This window comes from Streptomyces sp. NPDC052020, from assembly GCF_040680575.1.
Taxonomy (GTDB): domain Bacteria; phylum Actinomycetota; class Actinomycetes; order Streptomycetales; family Streptomycetaceae; genus Streptomyces.
The window spans coordinates 209,373-231,954 of sequence record NZ_JBFAWY010000003.1 but is presented as its reverse complement, the minus strand read 5'-3'; the positions used below and the strand labels follow the sequence as shown (position 1 = coordinate 231,954).

Below are 22,582 nucleotides of genomic sequence, written 5' to 3'. Positions count from 1 at the left end.
CTCCCCCCCCCCCCGCCTGCGGCCGGTGAGGCCCCCGAGCGCGCCCCGACGCGCTCAGGGGGCCTTTGTGCTGTCGGTGTGGGGTCCGGGCACCGCGCGGAGCGCGCCGGGCGGGTCACAGAGTGGTAGAGACCTCTTGTCGTCATGTTCATGGAGTCCTTAGCCTCCGGAGTGTTGTGCAGAGCAAAACTGTCATTGCACATGCTGCAACGCTCGGAGGAACGCTCGATGAAGCTCCCCGCAAGACGCTCCACCGCCCGTCCCGCGATACGCCCCGCCGCCCGGCTGGCCGCGCTGCTGGCCGCCGTCCTGACCGCCACCGCCGCCTGCGCCCCCCAGACCTCCGGCGGCTCCTCCTCCGGCAAGGACGAGAAGACCGGCACCCTGCGGGTCTGGCTCTTCCAGGAGGTCAACAACCGGCCCAAGGAACGGGTCGTCGACACGGTTCTGGCCGACTTCGAGAAGGCCCACGAGGGCACCGACGTCACCGTCGAGTACATCCCCGTCGAGACCCGCGCCCAGCGCATCAAGGCCGCCTTCAACGACCCCGCGAGCGCTCCCGACGTCATCGAGTACGGCAACACCGACACCGCCGGCTACGTCAAGGACGGCGGCCTGGCGGACGTCACCGAGGAGTTCGGCACCTGGAAGGAGGCGAAGGACACCGACCCCACGGCCCGGCAGTCGGTCACCGTCGACGGCAAGGTCTACGGAGCCCCCTACTTCGTCGGCGTGCGGGCCCTGTACTACCGGACCGACCTCTTCGAGGAACTCGGCCTCGGCGTCCCCAGGACGCTGGAGGAGCTGGCGTCCACCGCGAAGGCGATCCGGGCGGCCCGGCCCGGCCTGTACGGCCTCGCCGTCGGCGGCGCCTACACCTACGGGGCGATGCCGTTCCTGTGGGCCCACGGCGGCGACCTCGCCACCGGCAAGGGCGGATCGTACGCCTCCGCCCTCGACAGCCCCGCCGCGCGCAAGGGCATCGAGGCGTACACGTCCCTCTTCGGCGACGCCAACTGCCCCGCCGCCAAGTGCGCGGGCATGGGCGGCAACGACACCGTCACCGCGTTCGCGTCGGGGAAGGCGGGCATGGCGATCGGCGGTGACTTCAGCCACCAGGCCGTGGAGGCCGGAAAGGTGAAGGGCAAGTACGCCGTCGTACCGCTGCCGGGGGTGAGGCCGGGCTCCATCGCCCCGGCGTTCGCGGGCGGGAACAACATCGGTGTGCTGAAGAGCACCTCGCACCGCACCCTCGCCGTCGACCTGATGAAGCGCCTGGCGTCGAAGAGGGCGCAGGGCGCGCTGTTCGACGCGATGGGCTTCCTGCCGACCTTCACGGACGTGCGGCAGCAGGCCGCCGCCAGGCAGCCCTTCGTCAAGCCGTTCGTCCAGACCCTCGCCGCGGGCACCAAGTTCGTGCCGGTCTCGCCCGCCTGGGCGCAGATCGACGCCTCCCTGGTGCTGCCGACCATGTTCCAGGAGATCGTCAGCGGCAAGAAGGACGTGGCGGCGGCCTCCACGGACGCGGCGCGGAAGATGAACGACGCGTTCGGCTCCGCCGGATGACGGCGATGGAGCGGCACACCGCGCGTGCCGCGCCGCCGCCCGCCGCCCCGCCGGCCGGAGGTCCGGCGCCCGCCGCGGCGGCCCGCCCGGCACGGCGCCGGACGCCCGCCGGGCGGCGGCCCGCGCCCCGCGCGGGCGCGTCCCGCGGGCGCGGCGGCTGGACGCCCTGGCTGTACCTGGCGCCCGCCCTCGCCGTCCTGGGCGGGCTGCTCGTCTACCCCGTCTACCAGCTCGGCCTGATCTCGTTCCTGGAGTACACCCAGGCCCAGGTCAGCGGCGGCGAACCGACCAGCTTCAAGGGCCTGGGCAACTACGCCGCGCTCTTCGGCGACGACCAGTTCTGGCAGGTGCTGCTGGCGACCGTCCTGTTCGCCGCGGCCTGCGTGGTCTGCACCCTCGCGGCCGGCTGCGCGCTCGCGGTCCTGCTCACCCGGGTTCGGGCGGTGCCGCGGCTGGCGCTGATGCTGGCCGCGCTGGGTGCCTGGGCCACCCCGGCGATCACCGGCTCGACGGTGTGGCTGTTCCTGTTCGACGCGGACTTCGGTCCCGTCAACCGGATCCTCGGCCTCGGCGACCACTCCTGGACGTACGGGCGCCTGAGCGCCTTCTTCCTCGTCCTGCTCGAAGTGGTCTGGTGCTCCTTCCCCTTCGTCATGGTCACCGTCTACGCCGGCATCCGCGCCGTACCGTCCGAGGTGCTGGAGGCCGCCGCCCTGGACGGGGCCTCGCAGTGGCGGATCTGGCGCTCGGTGCTCGCCCCGATGCTGCGGCCCGTCCTGACGGTCGTCACCATCCAGTCGGTCATCTGGGACTTCAAGGTCTTCACCCAGATTTACGTCATGACGAACGGCGGCGGCATCGCGGGCCAGAACCTCGTGCTGAACGTCTACGCCTACCAGAAGGCGTTCGCGTCCTCGCAGTACAGCCTCGGCTCCGCGATCGGCGTCGTGATGCTGCTGATCCTGCTCGCCGTGACGCTGGTGTACCTGCGGCTGCTGCGCCGCCAGGGGGAGGAACTGTGAATCTTCCGCGCCCGCGTGTGCGCCGTCCGTGGCGGCTGGCCGCCGAGTCCTCGGCCCTGCTGATCGCGGCGGCCGTCGCCTTCCCGCTGTACTGGATGGTGCTGAGCGCCTTCAAACCGGCCGGCGAGATCGAGTCGGACCAGCCCAGGCCATGGACCCTCCAGCCGACGCTGGACTCCTTCCGGCGGGTCTTCGGGCAGCAGGAATTCGGCCGGTACTTCCTCAACAGCCTGCTCGTCGCGGGCAGCGTCGTGATCGCCTCGGCGCTCATCGCGTTTCTCGCCGCGACCGCCGTGACACGCTTCCGCTTCCGATTCCGGACCACCCTGCTGATCATGTTCCTGGTGGCCCAGATGGTGCCCGTGGAGGCGCTCACGATCCCGCTGTTCTTCCTCATGCGGGACGCCGGCCAGCTGAACACCCTGGGATCGCTGATCCTGCCCCACATCGCCTTCTCGCTGCCCTTCGCGATCTGGATGTTGCGGGGCTTCGTGAAGGCCGTTCCCGAAGCCCTGGAGGAGGCCGCCCTCATCGACGGGGCGAGCCGGGCGCGGTTCCTGTGGCAGATCCTTTTCCCGCTGGTCTTCCCGGGACTGGTCGCCACCAGCGTCTTCTCCTTCATCTCCACCTGGAACGACTTCCTGTTCGCCAAGTCCTTCATCATCAGCGACACCTCGCAGTCGACCCTGCCGATGGCCCTGCTGGTGTTCTACAAGCCGGACGACCCCGACTGGGGCGGCGTGATGGCGGCGTCCACCGTGATGACCGTTCCGGTGCTGGTCTTCTTCGTACTCGTACAACGACGACTCGTCTCCGGCCTCGGCGGAGCGGTAAAGGACTAGTGGAGTGACATGACTTCACCGACCGAACTGATTCCGGCGCCCCGCGCCGCCGAAAAGCGGGCAGGGGCACCGGAGTTCCCGCTGACCGGGGACACCACCGTGTGGGCCGCCCCCGGCACCGAGACCACCGAGCGGTGGCTGCGCGCCGCGCTGGGCCCCGCCCTGGGCCTGCCGCTGCGCCCGGGGCCGCAGGACGCCCCCGACGCGCTGCGGCTGCGCCTCGACGGCGCCCTCGCCCCCGAGGAGTACCGGCTGGCCGTCACCGCGACCGGTGTCGACCTCGCCGGCGGCAGCGCGTCCGGCGTCTTCTGGGGAGCCCAGACCCTGCGTCAGCTCCTCGGGCCGGACGCCTTCCGGAAAGCGCCCGTACGGCCCGGCGCCCGGTACGCGATCGGGCACCAGGTCATTGAGGACCGCCCCCGTTTCCGCTGGCGCGGGCTCATGCTCGACGTCGCCCGGCACTTCCTGCCCAAGGACGGCGTGCTGCGCTATCTGGACCTGATGGCCGCGCACAAATTGAACGTCTTCCACTTTCATCTGACAGATGATCAGGGGTGGCGGATCGAGATCGAGCGGTACCCGAAGCTGACCGAGATCGGTTCCTGGCGGGCCCGCACGAAATTCGGCCACCGCGCCTCGCCGCTGTGGGAGGACAAACCGCACGGCGGCTACTACACCCAGGACGACATCCGGGAGATCGTCGCCTACGCCGCCGAGCGGCATATCACCGTCGTCCCGGAAATCGACGTACCCGGGCACTCGCAGGCCGCCATCGCCGCGTATCCGGAACTGGGCAACACCGACGTAGTCGACACCGGCGCCCTCACCGTCTGGGACACCTGGGGCGTCTGCCCCAACGTGCTCGCGCCCACCGAGAACACCCTGCGCTTCTACGAAGGCGTCTTCGAGGAAGTCCTGGAGCTGTTCCCGTCGGAGTTCGTCCACGTCGGCGGTGACGAATGCCCCAAGGACCAGTGGCGGCGCTCACCCGCCGCACAGGCCCGGATCGCGGAACTCGGACTCGCGGACGAGAACGGACTCCAGGCGTGGTTCATCGGCCACTTCGACGCGTGGCTCTCCGCGCGCGGGCGCCGGCTCATCGGCTGGGACGAGATCCTGGAAGGCGGGCTGGCCAGGGGCGCGGCCGTGTCCTCCTGGCGCGGCTACGGGGGCGGCGTCGCCGCCGCGCGGGCCGGGCACGACGTCGTCATGTGCCCCGAGCAGCAGGTCTACCTGGACCACCGGCAGGACGCGGATCCCGGTGAACCGGTGCCGATCGGGTACGTGCGCACCCTGGAGGACGTCTACCGGTTCGAGCCGGTCCCGCCGGAGCTGACCGAACGGGAGGCGCGCCACGTCCTGGGCACCCAGGCCAACGTGTGGACGGAGGTGATGGAGGACCAGGGGCGCGTCGACTACCAGACGTTCCCGAGGCTCGCCGCCTTCGCCGAGGTGGCGTGGAGCACGCTGCCGCCCCCACGGCGGCGGGACTTCGCCGGATTCGAACGGCGCATGGCCGCCCACTACCGGCGGCTCGACGCCCTCGGGGTCGCCTACCGGCCCCCCGCGGGCCCGCGGCCCTGGCAGCGGCGTCCCGGCGTACTGGGCCGGCCGATCGACGGCCCGCCACCGGTCAAGTAGCGGCCGAAAACGCCTCAGACCGCGTCGAAAAGTTCCCAGGGGTGCGCACAGGCGATCCCTGGGCGACGCCGTGCGAAAACGGACCATCTCCCCGGCGAGGCGGGCGAATGCCTCCTAGCGGACCCCCGCGTCCGGGTCCTGCGAAGATGTGCCAGAGTTGCCACGTCCGCCCTGTCGGCACGTACCGTACGGCAACACAGGTGGGACCAGGTGGGACAGCGGGAAGGGGCAGCCGGTTTGACCACGCACGCACCGCAGGCGGCGCAGGCCGTCACGCTGCCCACGACGCTGGACGAGGCGGTGGCGGCCCTGACCGCCATGCCCGCCGCCGTGCCCGTCGCGGGTGGCACCGATCTCATGACCGCCGTCAACTCCGGTCAGCTCAGGCCCACCGCGCTGGTGGGACTCGGCCGCATCAGCGAGATCCGCGGCTGGCAGTACCAGGACGGCCACGCGCTGCTCGGCGCCGGCCTCACCCACGCGCGGATGGGCCGCCCCGACTTCGCCGCCCTCATCCCGGCGCTCGCCGCCGCCGCGCGGGCCGCCGGCCCGCCGCACATCCGCAACGCCGGGACCCTGGGCGGCAACATCGCCTCGGCCTCCCCGACGGGCGACGCGCTGCCCGTCCTGGCCGCCCTGGAGGCGACGCTGATCATCGCGGGCCCGGGCGGAGCCCGCCGCGAGATCCCGGTGTCGCACCTGCTGGCCGGTGTGGAGATGCTCCGCGCGGGCGAACTCATCGGCTACGTGCGGGTGCCGCTGCTGCACGCCCCCCAGGTCTTCCTCAAGGCCACCGGCCGCACCGGCCCGGGACGCGCCGTGGCCTCGGTGGCGCTGGTCCTCGACCCCGCGCGGCGCGGAGTGCGGTGCGCCGTCGGGGCCATAGCCCCCATGCCGCTGCGCCCCCTGGACGCCGAGCACTGGGTCGCGCAGCTCATCGACTGGGACAACGACCGCGCGATCGTGCCGGACGCCCTGCACGCCTTCGGGGAGTACGTGGCCGCGGCCTGCGTCCCCGACCCGGCACCGGCCGAGGACGGCTCCGTACCGCGGCTTCCGCCCGCGGTACTGCACCTGCGGCGCACCGTCGCCGCGCTGGCCCGACGAGCACTGGGGAGGGCGCTGTCGTGACCGACGACCAGCACGGAGAGGGCACGCCCCAGGGCGGCGGACGCTGGGACCCGCTGCCCCAGGGCGAATACGACGACGGCGCCACCGCCTTCGTCGAACTCCCCGAGGGCGGCATCGACGCGCTCCTGGCCTCCGCCGACAGCCCGCTGGCCGCGCCGGGCCACGGCTATGTGCCGCCCCAGATAACGGTCGCGCCGGCCACGACCGCGGGCACCGACCCGGCGGCCACCGGCCCCTGGGCGGCACCGGAGGGCGGGGCGCAGTGGCACGCGCCGGACGTACCGGAGGGCGGCTACCCGCACCAGGCCCAGGACCCCGGCTACCCGCCGCACGACCCCGGCACCGGTTACCCGCAGGGCGGCGACGGCGGCTACCCGCAGGGCCCGGACGCCGGATACGGGCAGCACGAACCGGACGCCGGGTACCCGCAGGGCTTCGACGGCGGCTACGAGCAGGACCCGGAGGCCGGATACGGGCAGGGCGGGGACGCCGGATACCCCTACGGTGCCCCCGCCGGGTACCGGCAGCACGACCCGTACGGCGTGGCCGGACGGCAGGACGGCGCGCAGCACGACCCGCACACCGGGCACGAGTACGCCGCGAACGACCGGTTCACGTACCACCCGGGCACCACGGGGCAGTGGGACTTCGCGGAGGCCGCCGCCCCGGAGGACGGGACCGGGGCGGTCACCGCGCCCGCCCCCGGCCATGACGTGACCGGGCAGTGGTCGATCCCCGTGGCCGGGGGCGACCTCCCGGACGAGTCGGGCGAGTTCACCACGTCGTCCCTGGTGGAGCAGTGGGGCGGCACCCCGCCGGCCACGCTTCCCGGCGGCGCGCCCGCGCCCTGGGTGACCCCCGCGGCGGGACTGCCTGCGGAGCATCCGGCTCAGACGGCGCACGACGGCGCGGACCCGGCGGCGGGCGACTTCGCCGGCCATGGCGGGCGGCTGCCGGACGCCGCACCCGTCGCTCCGGAGCACGGCACCGCTCCGTACGACGCGGAGGACGCCGGGGAGGCCGTGGAACAGCCGGAGCAGCCGGAGCCCGGGGAGACGGAGGAGCCCGGGGAGCCGGGGACGCCGGAAGACCGGCTGCCCCCGCAGGATGCCCCGGAGTCCGCCGAGGAGACGTCCCCGCCCGCCGCCGGGTCCGAGACCCCGGAGGGGTGGCAGGGCGCCGAGGCCGAGGAGCCGGGCGGCTCGCCCGAGGCGCCCTCGGAGGCCCGGGACGCGTCCGAGGCTCCCTGGTCCGAGGCTCCCTCGCGGGCACGGGAAGCGCCCGAGGCCGCAGAGGCGCAGGACGCCGCGGAGACCCAGGTCGCGGCGCGGGTCCAGGACATCCCGGACACGCCGGAGGACTCCGCGGCCGGGGAGACCCCGGACGCGCGGCACGCACCGCACGCGCACGACGCGCAGGACGCCGTACCGGTGCCCGAGCACCCCGCCGAGCCCTTCGCCGCCCCCGTGGCGGTCCAGGACGCGCAGACGGCGCCCGAGGCACCGAAGGCCCCGGAGGCTCCCGAGACCCCCGAGGCGGCGACCGGGCCCGGCACCCCGGACGCCCCGGCTCGGGCGTCCGCGCCGTCCCCGGCCGGGGCGGCGGACTCCGCCGACCCCGGCGACGGCCCGGACGCGGCGGCCCAGGCGGACGCGGTGGACCCGGTGGCCCAGCCGGACCCGGCGGCCCAGGCGGCGGAACAGCCGGACCCGGAGGCCCCGGCGGACCCGGTGGACCCCGCCTCCGCCCCGTCCCCCGGTCCCGTACCGGCGCCCGAGGACGAACCCCCGGCCGACGCCTCCGCCGAGCCCGAGGAGGAGCAGGCGGCGGCGCCCGTGGCGCACGACGAGCACCCCCTCGCCTCGTACGTCCTCCGCGTCAACGGCACCGACCGTCCCGTCACCGACGCGTGGATCGGCGAGTCGCTGCTGTACGTGCTGCGGGAGCGGCTCGGTCTGGCGGGCGCCAAGGACGGCTGCTCCCAGGGCGAGTGCGGGGCCTGCAACGTGCAGGTCGACGGGCGGCTGGTCGCCTCCTGCCTGGTCCCGGCCGCGACCGCGGCGGGCAGCGAGGTCCGTACGGTCGAGGGCCTGGCCGCCGACGGACAGCCCTCGGACGTGCAGCGGGCGCTCGCCCGGTGCGGGGCGGTGCAGTGCGGTTTCTGCGTGCCCGGCATGGCGATGACCGTGCACGACCTGCTGGAGGGCAACCCGGCGCCGACCGAACTGGAGGCCCGGCAGGCGCTGTGCGGCAACCTGTGCCGCTGCTCCGGCTACCGGGGTGTCCTGCGGGCCGTCGAGGAGGTCGTCGCCGAACGCGGCGCGCACAGCGCCGCCGACGCGCCCGAGACGGACGCCGGCCGGCCCCGCGTCCCCCACCAGGCGGGCCCCGGGGCAGGCGGAGCCGGCCCGTCGCCGTTCGACCCCCCGGCGGCACCCGGCGCGCCCGGCTCCCCGGAGGCACCGGGACCCCATGACCAGCCCTACGGCCAGGACGGAGGCCACGCGTGACCGACGAAGCCGCCACCGCGCAGGCCACGGAGGCCGCCCCCGATCCGCTCCCGCACGGCCTCGGCGCCTCCCTGCCGCCCGCCGACGCCCGCGCCAAGACGGAGGGCACCTTCCCCTACGCCGCCGACCTGTGGGCCGAGGGCCTGCTGTGGGCGGCCGTCCTGCGCTCCCCGCACGCGCACGCGCGCATCGTGTCCATCGACACCTCCCACGCGCGCGAGATGCCCGGCGTACGGGCCGTCGTCACCCACGAGGACGTGCCCGGCAGCCCGCTGCACGGCCGTGGCAAGGCCGACCGGCCGGTGTTCGCCTCCGAGGTCGTACGCCACCACGGCGAGCCCATCGCGGCCGTCGCCGCCGACCACCCGGACACCGCGCGGATGGCCGCCGCGGCCGTCATCGTCGAGTACGAGGTGCTCGACCCGGTCACCGACCCTGAACAGGCCTTCGAGGCGCAGCCGCTGCATCCCGACGGCAACCTGATCCGGCACATCCCGCTGCGGCACGGCGACCCGGAGACGGTCGGCGAGGTCATCGTGGAGGGCCTGTACCGCATCGGCCGCCAGGACCCGGCGCCCATCGGAGCCGAGGCGGGCCTCGCGGTCCCGCGTCCCGACGGCGGAGTGGAGCTGTACCTCGCCTCCACCGACCCGCACACCGACCGCGACACCGCCGCCGCCTGCTACGGCCTGTCCCCCGAACAGGTGAAAGTCGTCGTCACCGGTGTGCCCGGCGCCACCGCCGACCGCGAGGACCAGGGCTTCCAGCTCCCGCTCGGCCTGCTGGCGCTGAAGACCGGCTGCCCGGTGAAACTGACCGCCACGCGCGAGGAGTCCTTCCTCGGCCACGCCCACCGCCACCCGACCCTGCTGCGGTACCGGCACCACGCGGACGCCGAGGGCAGGCTGGTCAAGGTCGAGGCGCAGATCCTGCTCGACGCGGGCGCCTACGCCGACACCTCCTCCGACGCGCTGGCCGCCGCCGTGGCGTTCGCCTGCGGCCCGTACGTCGTCCCGAACGCCTTCATCGAGGGCTGGGCCGTGCGCACCAACAACCCGCCCTCCGGCCATGTGCGCGGCGAGGGCGCCATGCAGGTGTGCGCCGCCTACGAGGCGCAGATGGACAAGCTGGCCAAGCGGCTCGGCCTCGATCCGGCGGAGTTGCGCCTGCGGAACGTCATGGCCACGGGAGACGTGCTGCCGACGGGCCAGACGGTGACGTGCCCGGCGCCGGTCGCCGAACTCCTCCAGGCCGTACGGGACTTCCCGCTCCCGCCGCTGCCCAAGGACACGCCCGAGGAGGAGTGGCTGCTGCCCGGCGGCCTGGAGGGCGCGGGCGAACCGGGCGCCGTGCGCCGGGGCGTGGGCTACGGCCTGGGCATGGTGCACATGCTCGGCGCGGAGGGCGCGGACGAGGTCTCCACGGCGACGGTGAAGGTGCAGGACGGCGTGGCGACGGTGCTCTGCTCCGCCGTCGAGACCGGCCAGGGCTTCACCACGCTGGCCCGGCAGATCGTGCAGGAGACGCTCGGCGTCGACGAGGTGCACGTCGCGCCGGTCGACACCGACCAGCCGCCGGCCGGTGCGGGCTGCCGGGGCCGCCACACCTGGGTCTCGGGCGGTGCGGTGGAACGGGCGGCCAAGATGGTCCGCACCCAGCTGCTCCAGCCCCTGGCCCACAAGTTCGGCATGTCCACGGAGCTCCTCCAGATCACGGACGGCAAGATCACCTCGTACGACGGGGTCCTGTCGACCACCGTCGCCGAGGCGCTGGAGGGCAAGGAACTGTGGGCCACGGCCCAGTGCCGGCCGCATCCGACCGAGCCGCTCGACGAGTCCGGGCAGGGCGACGCCTTCGTGGGCATCTCCTTCTGCGCCGTGCGCGCGGTGGTGGACGTCGACATCGAGATCGGCTCGGTGCGGGTGGTGGAGCTGGCGGTCGCCCAGGACGTGGGGCGGGTGCTGAACCCGGCGCAGCTGACCGCCCGTATCGAGGCCGGTGTCACCCAGGGCGTGGGCATCGCGCTCACCGAGAACCTCCGTACGCCGCGCGGCCTGGTCCGCCACCCCGACCTGATCGGCTACACCCTGCCGACGGCCCTGGACGCGCCCGACATCCGGATCGTCAAGCTCGTCGAGGAGCGGGACGTGGTGGCCCCGTTCGGGGCGAAGGCGGTCAGCGCGGTACCGGTGGTGACCTCCCCGGCGGCCGTCGCCTCCGCCGTCCGCGCGGCCACGGGCCGCCCGGTCAACCGGTTGCCGATCCGCCCGCAGGCGGCGGTGGTGACCGGCCGGTGACGCGCTGACGCCGGGTGGGAACGGGCCGGGCGGATCGCGCGTCTCCCGGGGCAGCGGGCGTTGTTCAGCGGCGGGTTCCCCGGGTTCAGCGGTGCGTCGCCCGGCCGGGGCCGCGTTGTCAGTGGGGGCGCGTAGTGTGCCGAGTGCTGGGGGAACCGGGTGCGCCGGGCGCGTGCCTGTGCCGTGCCCGGGGCCCGGCACGGGCACGCGGGTACGGGGGAGCACGATGCGCGAAGGACTGACCGGGAGGGCCGCGACGGCCGCGACGGCCGCGACGGCCAGGACGGTGAGCCCGGGGGACATGGGGGATACGGGGGGCGCGGCGAGCACGGCGGGCGGGACCGCCCTGCCGTGCCCGGGTCCGTCACTGCTCACACTGGTCCGGTTCGCCATGGCGGCCCGGACGTCCGGGCGTCCGTCGGCGGCGCCGGGGGAGCGGGCGCGGGGCGAGGGGCTGCCGCTGTTCTGGAAGATGGCCGCGCTGATCGGCCTGCTCGTCCTGGCGGCGGGCCGGCGCACGGCCTCCGGGCTCGCGCTGGACCTCCCGGCCCGGCTGCTGGAGCGGGAGTTCGGCAGGGGCGAGGTGGTGCGGTTCGAGGAGGTCGACTTCCCCGCCACGCTCCTGCACGAGCCGACCCGCCGTTTCCTGCGCGAGACGGGGCTGCCCGAGCACGGCTTCCCGTTCCGCCAGGACACCGAGATGCCGCTGCCGACGCTGGCGGAGTACTACGCCTACGAGCGCCCCGGCGCGTTCCCCCCGGACCGGCTCCCGGCCCGGGCGGACCACCTGATACGCGTGGGCGGCCTGGCCGACGGCAGCGGCGTGGTCGTGGACGCGGCGACGGGCACGGTCCTGGCCTGGCGCGAGCCCGAGGCCGCCCTGCACCCGCTGACCGCGGACGTCTCCGCCCTGGCGGGCACCCTCTGGCTGCTGCACCAGGGCACCCTGCTGGAGACGGTGGCGGGACTCGAAGCCGCGTAACTCGCTTTGCGGATTTGTCAATGCCGACAGGCGTCGAATGGGTCTCAGCATTACGCTGAAGGTAGTCGGGCGCCGGAGGGGCGAGGCGCGCGAGGTAATGAGCTGCTGGTTCTCGCAGACCTTGGTCTGCGCCCAGGAGGAGGCTCGCATGGCAGTGGGGTACATGCGGTACGGCACCTTCCAGAACGCCGGTGGAGATGAAACATTCCTTGAGGCGGACCGTGCCGGCGGGAAAGCGTTTGTCGCCGCGAATCGACACAATCAATTCACCCCTCCAACTGGTGGTGGAGTCTCGGTCGGCGTGGGCGGAGTTGGCCAAGTCGGCACCGCCGGGTGGAGTTATGGCTGGGGTGTGATGGGTTCCAGTATCGCCGATGGTGGTTTGCAGGCCGGCGTCGTCGGTCTGGGAAATGGCTCCGCTAACACCGGCGTAGTCGGCGAAGCGCACACCGGGTCGGCCGCCTGGGGGGTCTGGGGAAAGAGCAACCAGGGCTACGCCGGGTGGTTCAGCGGGAAGGTCCACATAACTGGCGGGTTGACGAAGGCATCCGGGGGATTCAAGATAGACCACCCGCTTGATCCGGAGAACAAATACCTGGTTCACTCCTTCGTCGAGTCGCCTGACATGCTCAACGTTTACTCCGGTAACGTTGAAACCGATGGTAGCGGTGAAGCGGTAGTCGTCCTGCCTGGCTATTTTGAGGCGCTCAACCAGGACTTCACCTATCAACTAACCTGTGTGGGGCAGTTCGCACAGGCGATCATCGCCGAGGAAATCCAAGATAATCGATTCTCGATTAAAACCGACAAGCCAAGCGTCAAGGTTTCATGGCAGGTTACAGGGGTGCGCCAGGATCCCTATGCCGTCCGGAATCGAATCTCCCCGGAGGAGGAGAAGTCCGAGGGGGAGCGGGGGTTGTACCTACACCCCGAAGCGTACGACCAGCCTCGCAGCAGCGACATCAACTATGAGCGCGAACGTGCTCATGAGATAATCAAGTCGGACTTGCAAAAGCGGGCAGCGGAGCTCTTTGAGGAGCATGACGCGAAGAAATGACCGATACGGAAACTGAGACGGACGGCCGAAAGGGCGGCATCCCATCGAGGATGCCGCCCTTTTGTTGTGCCTGGTCAGGCAGGCAGAGGCCGTGGCGGGAATCGAACCCGCGTAACTCGCTTTGCAGGCGAGTCCCTCAACCACTCGGGCACACGGCCGGGTCGGGGGAGTGAAGTACCGCTTCCCCCTCGGCTCTTCGACCGTAGGCCCCGCCAGGTTCGGTGCTCAAGGGAAGGGACGGCCCCGCAACGCGACTGCCACACGCCGTTCACGAACGGGCGGCGGTCCTACGACCAAGGTCGCGTGCGCCCACCGCCTTCGGACAGGGGTCACCACCGGATGCGGCCCTTACGCTGGCGACCATGACCGTCCCTGAGCCGCGCGACACCGACGTCGCCCACACCGTCACCGACGCGAAAACCTCCCTCGACGCCCCCGCCCCGGCGGGCGAGACCGTGCTGAGCCGTGCCTACCGGGCGCTGAGCATCGGGATCGTCTCCGTCGTCGTCCTGATCGCCTTCGAGGCGACGGCGGTCGGCACGGCGATGCCGGTGGCGGCGCGGGAACTGGACGGGGTGTCGCTGTACGCGTTCGCGTTCTCCGGGTACTTCACGACGAGCCTGTTCGGGATGGTGCTGTCCGGCCAGTGGTCGGACCGGCGCGGGCCGCTGGCACCGCTGACCTGCGGCATCGCCTCGTTCGCGGCGGGGCTGCTGCTGTCGGGGACGGCCGGGGCGATGTGGCTGTTCATCCTCGGGCGGGCCGTGCAGGGATTCGGCGGCGGGCTGGTGATCGTGGCGCTGTACGTCGTCGTCGGCCGGGCCTATCCGGAGCGGCTGCGTCCGGCGATCATGGCGGCGTTCGCGGCGGGCTGGATCGTCCCGTCGATCGTCGGCCCGCTCGCCTCGGGCGCGGTGACCGAGCACCTCGGCTGGCGCTGGGTGTTCATCGGGATCCCGGTCCTGGTGGTGCTCCCGCTGGCACTGGCGCTGCCGCGGATACGCAGCCGGGCGGCGGGCCCCGTGCCGGGGGCGGACGGCGGGGACCGGCCCGCCTCCCCCGACCGCCGCCGCATCCGCCTCGCCCTCGGCATCTCGCTCGGTGCCGGGCTGCTCCAGTACGGCGCCCAGGACCTGCGCTGGCTCTCGCTGCTGCCCGGCGCGGCGGGTGCGGCGCTGCTCGTCCCGGCCGTGCTCGGCCTGCTCCCGCGCGGCACCTGCCGGGCCGCCCGCGGCCTGCCCTCCGTGGTGCTGCTGCGCGGCCTCGCGGCGGGGTCCTTCATCGCCGCCGAGTCCTTCGTACCGCTGATGCTGGTCACCCAGCGGGGGCTGAGCCCGACGCTGGCCGGGTTCTCGCTCGCGGCGGGCGGCGCGACCTGGGCGCTGGGATCCTGGTTGCAGGCCCGGCCGCGGGTGGAGCCGTACCGGGAGCGCCTGATGACCCTCGGGATGGTGCTGGTCGCGGCGGCCATCGCCACCGCGCCGAGCGTGCTGATCGACGCGGTGCCCGCCTGGACGGTGGCCGTCGCCTGGGCGTTCGGCTGTTTCGGCATGGGCCTGGTGATCTCCTCCACCAGCGTGCTGCTGCTCCAGCTCTCCGCCCCCGAGGAGGCGGGCGGCAACTCCGCGGCCCTGCAGATCTCGGACGGCCTGTCCAACGTCCTCCTGCTCGCCGCGGGCGGCGCCGCCTTCGCCGCGCTGGGCGGCGGCACCGTCACCCACACGGCCGCGGAGGCCACCGGCTCCCACCCGGCCGCGTTCGCGGCGGTCTTCCTGCCGATGGCGGCGGTGGCGCTGGTGGGGGCGTGGGTGACGACGCGGCTGCGGTCGGAGACCGGGTGACACCCCTGGATGTGCCCAAGATCGCGGCCCAGTTGCCGCGCTTCGCGCGCTGACTGTGAGCTGCGTCCCACCCTCGGGCGACGTGGGGTCGCCCGGGCGTGGCACGGTCGGCGCCGCCGGTAGGGTGGCCCGGTTGTCATACGTAGCCGAGCCGTTCTACCCCCTCCGGAGACCGTGACTACCACCGCCAGCTCCAGCTCGTCGCACCACCTGTCCCCGGCCTTCCCCGGCCGTGCCCCCTGGGGCACCGCCAGCAAGCTGCGGGCCTGGCAGCAGGGGGCGATGGAGAAGTACATCCAGGAGCAGCCGCGCGATTTCCTGGCGGTCGCCACGCCCGGCGCCGGCAAGACGACCTTCGCGCTGACGCTGGCCTCCTGGCTGCTGCACCACCACGTCGTGCAGCAGGTGACCGTGGTCGCGCCGACCGAGCACCTGAAGAAGCAGTGGGCGGAGGCCGCCGCGCGGATAGGGATCAAGCTGGATCCCGAGTACAGCGCCGGGCCCCTCGGCAAGGAGTACGACGGCGTCGCCGTCACGTACGCGGGTGTGGGCGTGCGGCCCATGCTGCACCGCAACCGCGTCGAGCAGCGCAAGACCCTCGTCATCCTCGACGAGATCCACCACGCCGGTGACTCGAAGTCCTGGGGCGAGGCGTGCCTGGAGGCGTTCGAGCCGGCCACCCGGCGGCTGGCGCTCACCGGTACGCCGTTCCGCTCCGACACCAACCCCATCCCCTTCGTGACCTACGAGGAGGGGACGGACGGCATCCGCCGGTCGGCCGCCGACTACACGTACGGGTACGGCTCCGCCCTCGCCGACGGCGTCGTCCGCCCGGTCATCTTCCTCTCCTACAGCGGCAACATGCGCTGGCGCACCAAGGCCGGCGACGAGATCGAGGCCCGCCTCGGCGAGCCGATGACCAAGGACGCGATCAGCCAGGCCTGGCGCACCGCCCTGGACCCGCGCGGCGACTGGATGCCCGCCGTGCTGCGCGCCGCCGACCAGCGGCTGACCGAGGTGCGCAAGGCCATCCCCGACGCGGGCGCCCTCGTCATCGCCTCCGACCAGGACTCGGCGCGCGCCTACGCCAAGCTCATCCGTGAGATCACCGGCCACAAGGCCACCCTCGTGCTCTCCGACGACGCGGGGGCCTCGAAGAGGATCGACGACTTCAGCGCGAGCGACGACCGGTGGATGGTCGCCGTCCGCATGGTGTCCGAGGGCGTCGACGTGCCCCGGCTCGCGGTCGGGGTGTACGCCACCACCATCTCGACGCCGCTGTTCTTCGCCCAGGCCGTCGGCCGCTTCGTGCGGTCCCGGCGGCGCGGCGAGACCGCCTCGGTGTTCCTGCCGACCGTGCCCGACCTGCTCTCCTTCGCCAACGAGATGGAGCGCGAGCGCGACCACGTCCTCGACAAGCCGAAGAAGGGCGGCGAGGAGGACCCGTACGCCGAGGAGGACAAGCTCCTCAAGGAGGCGGAGCGGCAGAAGGACGAGGACACCGGCGAGCAGGACATGCTGCCCTTCGAGGCGCTGGAGTCCGACGCCGTCTTCGACCGGGTGATGTACAACGGCGCCGAGTTCGGCATGCAGGCCCACCCGGGCAGCGAGGAGGAGCAGGACTACCTCGGGATCCCGGGGCTGCTGGAGCCCGAGCAGGTCCAGCTGCTGCTCCAGAAGCGGCAGGCGCGGCAGATCGCGCACAGCCGCAAGAAGCCGGACACCGAGGCGGACCTGCTGGAACTGCCCGCCGAGCGGCGCCCGGTGGTCACCCACAAGGAGCTGATGGAGCTGCGCCGGCAGCTCAACACCATGGTCGGCGCCTACGTTCACCAGAGCGGCAAACCGCACGGCGTCATCCACACCGAACTGCGCCGTGTGTGCGGCGGGCCGCCCAGCGCCGAGGCCACGGCCGGGCAGCTGCGGCAGCGCATCGCCAAGGTCCAGGAGTGGGCGACCCGCATGAAGTGACGCGGCGCCCAGGGGCGGGGCCTCGCCTCATCGCGTTGCCGTACGTACCGGGGCAAACACCGGCGGTTCCGCTCGGCCCCTGCCCGGATTCTGGACGGAGCCTTCCGCTGAGCGGACCCGCTCGCTACTGTCCCGCTACGCACACGCCCCGTGGCAGCGCCGCCGCGGAGCGCAGCCGTGAAGCGACTGGGCCCGCGAGGACGCCGGGCCGTCAGCCGATCGGCGGCCTCGGACACGTGTCACCGACGGGACCGGTGACACGCCCCTTGTGAGGAGGCCGCCGACCTCACCACTGAAGGAGTGGGCGTCGTGACCGCGGAGACCTCTCAGACGCTCGACAGGGGACTGCGGGTCCTCAAGCTGCTGGCCGATACGGACCACGGGCTGACCGTCACCGAGCTTTCCCACCGACTGGGCGTGAACCGGACGGTGGTGTACCGATTGCTCGCCACCCTGGAGCAGCACGCGCTCGTCCGCCGCGACCTGGGCGGACGCGCCCGGGTCGGGCTGGGCGTGCTGGGGCTGGGCCGCCAGGTGCATCCCCTGGTGCGCGAGGCGGCGATGCCGGCGCTGCGGGCGCTGGCCGAGGACATCGGAGCGACCGCCCATCTGACGCTGGTGGACGGGGCCGAGGCGCTGGCCGTGGCCGTCGTCGAGCCGACCTGGACCGACTACCACGTGGCCTACCGGGCCGGTTTCCGCCACCCCCTGGACCGGGGGGCCGCGGGGAAGGCGATCCTCGCGGCACGGCAGCGGCCGGCCACCGACCCCGGGTACACCCTCACCCGGGGAGAGCTGGAGGCCGGGGCCAGCGGGGCCGCGGCGCCGCTGCTCGGCGTGACCGGCGTCGAGGGCAGCGTGGGCGTGGTGATGCTGGCGGACGTGGTGCCCGAGCGGGTGGGCCCGCGGGTGGTCGACGCCGCCCGCGAGGTGGCCGAGGCGCTGCGCTGACGCCGTACCCCGGCATGCGGCCCGGCCGGTGACGCCCGGGCCGGGCCGGCGGGACGCCGGGCCTACGGCGAGGGCGCCGGGACCGGGGACCGGCCGGATCGCGCCACCGCGTTAGATTGACTCCGTGCTCTCTCGCCTCAAGCGCCCCCAGGCCGTCGCCGTGTGTGCCCTGCCCGTCGCCGCTCTGCTCGCCACCGCGGCGTTCGCGCCGCTGCCCTTCTCGGTGGCCCAGCCCGGCTCGACGGCGGACGTGCTCGGCGCGTACAAGGGCACCGAGGTGATCAGGATCTCCGGGGCGCCCGTCCGCGAGACGAGCGGCCAGCTGCGGATGACGACGATCGTGGCGACCGGCCCCGGCACGGACGTCCGGCTCGGCGACGTGCTCGACAACTGGTTCGCCGCCGACCGGGCCGTCATGCCGCGCGACGCGGTCTACCCGAGCGGCGACGACCTGAAGGAGATCGAGCGGCACAACATCGAGCAGATGGAGCAGTCCCAGACCGCGGCGACCCGGGCGGCCCTCGGCTACCTGGGCCTGGACGCGGCGGACGTCGACGTCGACCTGCGGCTCGCCGACGTCGGCGGCCCCAGCGCCGGGCTGCTGTTCTCCCTGGGGATCATCGACAAGCTGGAGGGCGACGGCAGCGGCGGCGACCTGACCGGCGGCGAGGTGATCGCCGGTACGGGCACGATCGACGCCGACGGCGAGGTCGGCGCCGTGGGCGGGGTCCCGCTCAAGACGCAGGCCGCCCGGCGGGACGGGGCGAGCGTCTTCCTGGTCCCGAAGGACGAGTGCGCGCAGGCCGAGGCGGAGCGGCCCGAGGGGCTGCGGCTGATCCCGGTGACCACCCTGAAGGGCGCGGTCGGCGCGCTGAAGGCGCTGGCGTCGGGCAAGGGCACGGTCCCCGGCTGCTGAGCCGGCGGGGGAGCGGGCCGGCCTTCCCCCGGGGGCCGGCCACCCTCGTCCGCCCCGGTCTCCGAGGGCGGCCACCTCGTCCGCTCCCCGGCCCCCGGGGGCGGCCACCGTCAGCCGCCTTTGACGAACCCCTCCTTCTTCATCCAGTCCAGCGCCACGTGGTGGGGGTCCTCCCCGTCGACGTCCACCCGCGCGTTCAGCTCCCGCGCCACCGAGTCGGTCAGCTTCTCGGTGACGGGTGCGAGCACGCCGGTGATCTCCGGCCACTTCTCCAGCACCTTGGTGTTGACCACCGGCGTGGCGTTGTAGTTGGGGAAGAACCTCTTGTCGTCCTCCAGCACCACCAGGTCCATCGACCGGATCCGGCCGTCGGTGGTGTACACCTCGCCGAACGTGCACGCCCCCTTGGCGACCTGGGTGTAGATGATCCCGGGGTCCATCTGCGTGATGCGGCGCGCCGGCACGTCCATCCCGTACCTGCGCTGCATGCCCGGCAGCCCGTCCCCCCGGTTGGCGAACTCGCCCTCCACGCACAGGGTCACCGCGCCCGGATCGGACTTCGCCAGCCGGGCCACGTCCGACAGGGTCTTGGTGCCGTACTTCTCGAAGTTGGCCCGGTTCATGGCCAGCGCGTAGGTGTTGTTCAGCGACGCGGGCCGCAGCCAGGTGACCCCGTTGCGGCGGTCGGCGTCGCGCACCGCCCGCCACTGCTCCTGCGGATCGGCGATGGGTTCGCTGTGGCCCAGGAACGTGATCCAGCCGGTGCCCGTGTACTCGTACAGCGCGTCGGCGTCACCGTTCAGCACCGCCTCGCGGGAGCCGATGGCGCCCTGGATGCCGGTGCGGTCCAGGACCTCGGCGCCGGCCGCCTGGAAGGCGATGCCCATGATCGCGCCGAGGATCAGCTGCTCGGTGAACGCCTTGGAGGTGACGGTCAGGTCGGCGCCCTTCAGCGGCCGGCCCCGGCCGACGGTGCCGGGTTCCACGTCATCGCTCATGGGGGAGCCGCTGGTCAGACCGCAGCCCGCCGCGGCCGACAGCAGCACCCCGGCCAGCAGCAGGCACGCCCGGCGTCTCATGCGCCCGCCTCCAGACCGCGGGGGCGCAGCAGCAGCTCGGCCAGGGAGGCGAGCCAGTCGACGAGGAGGGCGAGGGCGACGGTGAGGACCGAGCCGAGCATCAGCACCGGCATCCGCTGGTTGGTGATGCCGGTGGTGATCAGCACGCCGAGCCCGCCGCCTCCGCCGAAGGTCGCCAGGGTCGCCGTACCGACGTTGAGGACCAGGGCCGTGCGGATGCCCGCCAGGATCAGGGGCACCGCCAGCGGCAGTTCCACCCGGGTCAGCACGCCCAGCGGGGACATGCCGATGCCGCGGGCCGCCTCCAGCAGGGTGGGGTCGTTGGCCTTCAGGCCCGCGATGGTGTTCGACAGCACCGGCAGGACGGCGTAGACGATGATGCCGATCAGGGCCGCCCTGCGGCCGATACCGAGCCAGATCACCAGCAGCGCCAGCAGGCCGATCGCCGGGGTCGCCTGGCCGATGTTGGCGAGCGCCATGGCCAGGGGAGTGGCCTTCCGGAACGCCTGGCGGGTGAGCAGGACGCCCAGCGGGATGGCGATGATCAGCACGAAGAAGGTGGAGATCACGGTCAGTTCGACGTGCTGCCACAGCGCCTTGCTGACCCGGCCGTCCGACAGGGCGTTCTCGCTGACGGAGTCCAGCTCGGCCTGCCGGAACCACAGCCAGGTCGCCAGCAGTACCGCGATGAGCAGCGCGGGCAGGGCGGTCAGCTTCTGCCGGCTGATCCGCCGCCCAGCCCGGGCGGGGGACGGCGGCCGGGGCTCGGGCTCCGGTTCCGTCTCGGCCTCGCCGTCGTCCCGGAACGCGAGCCCTCGCACCTCGTGCTCGCCCTCGGGCCGCCGGCCGGGAGTGGTGCTCACGCCTGCTCCCCCCGCTCGCCGAAGCCGTCGCCTTCCTGTTCGGCGCGGGCCTGCCCGGAGCGGGACTCCTCCAGGTCGTGCTGGTGCTCCAGCGCGTCGAGCCGGTCGGCCTCCAGCATCTCGTGCACGGAGTTCATCAGCGTCTCCATGTCGACGACGCCCTCGTACGCGCCGCGCCGCCCGGTGACCGCGACCCGCCCGGCGTTGTCGGTGAGGACCGCCTCCAGCGCGTCCCGCAGGGTCGCGTCCCGGGTCACCGTGTCGTGCACCAGCGTGCCGGCCCGGGCCAGGGAGCCCTTGGCGCGCATCAGGTCGCCGCGCCGGAGCCACTTGTAGGGCCGTCCGCGCTTGTCGAGCAGCAGGACCTCGTTGGTGCCGCCGGCACGCAGCCGCTGGAAGATGTCCTGGAGGGGGTCGTCGACGGTGGCCGTCGGATAGTCGGTGATCTCGACATCGCCCACCCGGGTCAGGTTCAGCCGCTTCAGCGCCGCGCCCGCGCCCACGAACCCGGAGACGAAGTCGTCCGCCGGATTGGTGAGGATGGCCTCGGGGGTGTCGAACTGCGCGATGTGCGACTGCTCGCGCAGGACGGCGATCCGGTCGCCCAGCTTGATCGCCTCGTCGAAGTCGTGGGTGACGAAGACGATCGTCTTGTGCAGCTCGCGCTGCAACCGGATCAGCTCGTCCTGGAGGTGGTCGCGGGTGATCGGGTCGACCGCGCCGAACGGCTCGTCCATCAGCAGCACCGGCGGATCGGCCGCCAGCGCCCGCGCCACGCCCACCCGCTGCTGCTGGCCGCCGGAGAGCTGGCGCGGATAGCGGCCGTGGAACTCGCCGGGGTCCAGCCCGACCAGGTCGAGCATCTCCTCCACCCGCGCCCGGATCCGCGACTTGGGCCAGCCGGTCATCTTCGGCACGATCCCGATGTTCTGGGCGACCGTCATGTGCGGGAAGAGGCCGGAGGACTGGATCGCGTACCCGACCTTGCGGCGCAGCCCCACCGGGTCGATGTCGGTGACGTCCTCGCCGTCGATCCGGATCCGCCCGCTGGTGGGCTCGATCAGCCGGTTGATCATCTTGAGGGTGGTGGACTTCCCGCACCCCGAGGGGCCGACGAAGACGACCGTCTCGCCCGCCGCGATCTCCATGTTGACGTTGTCCACGGCCGGCTGCGGGTTCCCGTGATAGCGCTTGGTCAGGTTCTCCAGCTCGATCGTCGCGCCGGTCGCGGAGGTCGTCTCAGACACGGATCCCCCTGGGGATGGTCAGCCGCCCGATCAGGACGTACACGGCGTCGAACAGCAGTGCCAGCACGATGATGCCGAGCGTGCCCGCGAGGACCTGGTTGAGCGCGTTCTTGCTGCCCAGCGAGGCGATCCCGCGGAAGATCTCGTTGCCGAGCCCGGGACCGGAGGCGTACGCGGCGATGGCGGCGATGCCCATCAGCATCTGCGTGGCGACCCGGATGCCGGTCAGGATCGGCGGCCAGGCCAGCGGCAGCTCCACCCGCAGCAGCCGGGCCGGGGCGGACATCCCGATGCCCCGGGCGGCGTCCACCAGCGCCGGATCGACCCCGCGCAGCCCGACGATCGCGTTGCGCACCACCGGCAGCAGCCCGTACAGGGTCAGCGCGGTCACCGTCGGCGCCACGCCCAGCCCCACCACCGGGACGAGCAGACCGATCATGGCGAGCGCCGGAATGGTCAGCACGGTCGAGGTGGCCGTGGTCGCCAGATTGCCCGCCCACTCGCTGCGGTAGGCGGCGACCCCGATCAGCACGCCCAGGACGGTCGCCACGACCATGCACTGGAAGACGGCGCTCGCGTGCTGGTAGGCGTCGGCCAGCAGCTGCTGGTGGCGGCTGCCCAGGTACTCCCAGAAGTTCACGTCCGCTCACCCCCAGGCCGGTCGGC

General features: G+C 73.0%; 16 protein-coding genes, 1 tRNA gene and 1 pseudogene. 13 read left to right on the top strand and 5 right to left on the bottom strand.

Features of this window, described 5'->3' with window-relative positions:
- Positions 1–267 precede the first annotated feature (267 nt).
- From AB0L74_RS04390 to AB0L74_RS04350, 9 genes and pseudogenes are all read left to right on the top strand, one after another.
- On the top strand, positions 268–1,566 hold the full coding sequence (locus AB0L74_RS04390; protein ID WP_365645556.1) for an extracellular solute-binding protein: 1,299 nt from the start codon (positions 268–270) through the stop codon (positions 1,564–1,566).
- Positions 1,563–2,588: a sugar ABC transporter permease gene (locus AB0L74_RS04385; protein WP_365645428.1), complete on the top strand. Its 1,026-nt coding sequence runs from the start codon at positions 1,563–1,565 to the stop codon at positions 2,586–2,588. Before AB0L74_RS04390 ends, AB0L74_RS04385 begins: the two co-directional genes overlap by 4 nt.
- Positions 2,585–3,430, top strand: a complete 846-nt coding sequence (locus AB0L74_RS04380) for a carbohydrate ABC transporter permease (protein ID WP_365645426.1) — start codon at positions 2,585–2,587, stop codon at positions 3,428–3,430. The genes AB0L74_RS04385 and AB0L74_RS04380 overlap by 4 nt, the downstream gene beginning before the upstream one ends.
- 9 nt (positions 3,431–3,439) lie before the next feature.
- Positions 3,440–5,071, top strand: coding sequence for a beta-N-acetylhexosaminidase (locus tag AB0L74_RS04375; protein WP_365645424.1), 1,632 nt, complete (start codon positions 3,440–3,442; stop codon positions 5,069–5,071).
- 237 nt (positions 5,072–5,308) lie between these two features.
- On the top strand, positions 5,309–6,202 hold the full coding sequence (locus tag AB0L74_RS04370; RefSeq protein WP_365645422.1) for an FAD binding domain-containing protein: 894 nt from the start codon (positions 5,309–5,311) through the stop codon (positions 6,200–6,202).
- Positions 6,199–8,712: a 2Fe-2S iron-sulfur cluster-binding protein gene (locus AB0L74_RS04365; protein WP_365645420.1), complete on the top strand. Its 2,514-nt coding sequence runs from the start codon at positions 6,199–6,201 to the stop codon at positions 8,710–8,712. The genes AB0L74_RS04370 and AB0L74_RS04365 overlap by 4 nt, the downstream gene beginning before the upstream one ends.
- Entirely contained in the window at positions 8,709–11,009 is a 2,301-nt protein-coding gene (locus tag AB0L74_RS04360; RefSeq protein WP_365645418.1) for a molybdopterin cofactor-binding domain-containing protein, read from the top strand. The genes AB0L74_RS04365 and AB0L74_RS04360 overlap by 4 nt, the downstream gene beginning before the upstream one ends.
- Before the next feature lie 445 nt (positions 11,010–11,454).
- Positions 11,455–11,949, top strand: a pseudogene (locus AB0L74_RS04355) (SUKH-4 family immunity protein); the annotation flags it as partial.
- Between the two features lie 190 nt (positions 11,950–12,139).
- The gene (locus tag AB0L74_RS04350; protein WP_365645416.1) at positions 12,140–13,048 is read left to right on the top strand and encodes a hypothetical protein; all 909 of its coding nucleotides are present in this window, start codon (positions 12,140–12,142) and stop codon (positions 13,046–13,048) included.
- 86 nt (positions 13,049–13,134) lie between these two features.
- Here AB0L74_RS04350 and AB0L74_RS04345 read toward each other — a convergent pair.
- A tRNA-Cys gene (locus tag AB0L74_RS04345) sits at positions 13,135–13,206 on the bottom strand.
- Between the two features lie 204 nt (positions 13,207–13,410).
- Between AB0L74_RS04345 and AB0L74_RS04340 the strand changes: the two genes are divergently transcribed.
- The 4 genes from AB0L74_RS04340 to AB0L74_RS04325 all read left to right on the top strand — a co-directional run bounded on the left by AB0L74_RS04340 (position 13,411) and on the right by AB0L74_RS04325 (position 18,727).
- Entirely contained in the window at positions 13,411–14,889 is a 1,479-nt protein-coding gene (locus tag AB0L74_RS04340; protein WP_365645414.1) for an MFS transporter, read from the top strand.
- Positions 14,890–15,063: 174 nt separating this feature from the next.
- Positions 15,064–16,860, top strand: coding sequence for a DEAD/DEAH box helicase (locus tag AB0L74_RS04335; RefSeq protein ID WP_365645412.1), 1,797 nt, complete (start codon positions 15,064–15,066; stop codon positions 16,858–16,860).
- A 309-nt stretch (positions 16,861–17,169) separates the two neighbouring features.
- Complete coding sequence (locus AB0L74_RS04330; RefSeq protein ID WP_365645410.1) at positions 17,170–17,811, top strand: helix-turn-helix domain-containing protein; 642 nt, start codon at positions 17,170–17,172, stop codon at positions 17,809–17,811.
- Positions 17,812–17,935: 124 nt separating this feature from the next.
- Positions 17,936–18,727, top strand: a complete 792-nt coding sequence (locus AB0L74_RS04325; protein WP_365645408.1) for a hypothetical protein — start codon at positions 17,936–17,938, stop codon at positions 18,725–18,727.
- 110 nt (positions 18,728–18,837) lie between these two features.
- On the opposite strand, the gene AB0L74_RS04320 is transcribed toward AB0L74_RS04325, so the two are convergent.
- Genes AB0L74_RS04320 through AB0L74_RS04305 form a run of 4 tightly spaced genes read right to left on the bottom strand, consistent with a single transcriptional unit; the run spans position 18,838 to position 22,556 of the window.
- On the bottom strand, positions 18,838–19,806 hold the full coding sequence (locus tag AB0L74_RS04320) for a glycine betaine ABC transporter substrate-binding protein (protein ID WP_365645406.1): 969 nt from the start codon (positions 19,804–19,806) through the stop codon (positions 18,838–18,840).
- The gene (locus tag AB0L74_RS04315) at positions 19,803–20,669 is read right to left on the bottom strand and encodes an ABC transporter permease (RefSeq protein ID WP_365645404.1); all 867 of its coding nucleotides are present in this window, start codon (positions 20,667–20,669) and stop codon (positions 19,803–19,805) included. Before AB0L74_RS04315 ends, AB0L74_RS04320 begins: the two co-directional genes overlap by 4 nt.
- The gene (locus AB0L74_RS04310) at positions 20,666–21,916 is read right to left on the bottom strand and encodes a betaine/proline/choline family ABC transporter ATP-binding protein (protein WP_365645402.1); all 1,251 of its coding nucleotides are present in this window, start codon (positions 21,914–21,916) and stop codon (positions 20,666–20,668) included. The genes AB0L74_RS04315 and AB0L74_RS04310 overlap by 4 nt, the downstream gene beginning before the upstream one ends.
- On the bottom strand, positions 21,909–22,556 hold the full coding sequence (locus tag AB0L74_RS04305; protein WP_365645400.1) for an ABC transporter permease: 648 nt from the start codon (positions 22,554–22,556) through the stop codon (positions 21,909–21,911). Before AB0L74_RS04305 ends, AB0L74_RS04310 begins: the two co-directional genes overlap by 8 nt.
- Positions 22,557–22,582: the final 26 nt, after the last annotated feature.